The 1,081-nt window shown below is 78.0% G+C and carries 2 protein-coding genes; both read left to right on the top strand.

Annotation, left to right across the window (positions count from 1 at the left end; translation table 11 throughout):
• Positions 1-360 precede the first annotated feature (360 nt).
• Positions 361-864 carry a sigma-70 family RNA polymerase sigma factor gene (locus ABEB16_RS08355; protein WP_345711798.1) on the top strand — a complete coding sequence of 168 codons (504 nt, stop codon included), beginning with the start codon at positions 361-363 and terminating at the stop codon, positions 862-864.
• A partial coding sequence (locus ABEB16_RS08350; RefSeq protein ID WP_345711797.1) for an anti-sigma factor family protein occupies positions 861-1,081 on the top strand: 221 nt, incomplete at its 3' end. The genes ABEB16_RS08355 and ABEB16_RS08350, both read left to right, overlap by 4 nt.

The raw sequence follows: 1,081 nt of genomic DNA, 5'->3' as shown, positions 1-1,081 counted from the left end.
GTCCGCACCGCCGCCGTCCGCACCGCCGCCGTCCGCACCGCCGCGGGCCGGGCCCGCCTCGCCGGTCGTCGCCGGGCCCGTCCCTCGTGCCGCGTGCGCCGGTGCCGCGTGCGCCGTCGTCTCGGATGCCGTCTCGGATGTCGTCTCGGGTGCCATGCCGCCTCCTGTGCCGGGGGTGTCGCCGTCGCGGGAGGCGCGCCCACCGCTGCCACCGGCACCGGCGGGTGAACCTCTCACCGCCACCACGATCGGCTGCGCCCACCGGTTCAGCGCGACCTGCCGGGGCCGGTGCGCCGCGGCGGGCCACACTGGTGCTGAACCGCCCCGCCCCGTGGGTCGTGGTGGGGGTGGGAGGTACGGGTGGACACCGACGGAGAACTGCTGCGCGCGCTGCACGACGAGCACGCCGCGGCCCTGCGCGCCTACGCCACGTCCCTGACCGGCGACCGCGCCGCCGCCGAGGACGTCGTGCAGGAGACGCTGCTGCGGGCGTGGCGGCACCCCGCGTCGGTGGACCCGCGGCGGGGCTCACCGCGGGCGTGGTTGTTCACCGTCGCCCGCAACCTCGTCATCGACGAGCGCCGCTCCCGCCGCGCGCGCAGCGAGGCGCTGACGGACACCCCGCCGGAGGGGCGCGCCGACAACCACGACGAGGCGGTGCTGCAGTCGTGGGTGGTGGCCGAGGCGCTGCGGCAGCTGTCCGACGACCACCGCGCGGTCCTGCTGGAGTGCTACTACCGGGGCCGCTCGGTGGCCGAGGCCGCCGCGATCCTGGGCATCCCCGCGGGCACGGTGAAGTCCCGCACCCACTACGCGCTGCTCAACCTGCGGCTGGCGCTGCAGGAGATGGGGGTGACCCGGTGAGCGCCGACGCGTTCGAGACCTCGGCCGGGCCGTACGTGCTCGGCGCGCTGTCCTCGGCCGAGCGCATCGCCTTCGAGGAGCACCTGCCCGGCTGCGCGCGCTGCCGGGCGGCGCTGGAGGAGCTGGCGGGCCTGCCGGGGCTGCTGTCGCGGGTGCCGCCGGCGGTGGCCGAGGCGCTGGCCGCCGATCCGCGGCTGCCGCTGCCCGCGCCCCTGCC

This window comes from Kineococcus glutinatus (assembly GCF_039542765.1).
Lineage (GTDB): Bacteria > Actinomycetota > Actinomycetes > Actinomycetales > Kineococcaceae > Kineococcus_A > Kineococcus_A glutinatus.
Note: the sequence above shows the minus strand (reverse complement) of the source record. Positions and strands in the feature narration are given on the sequence as shown.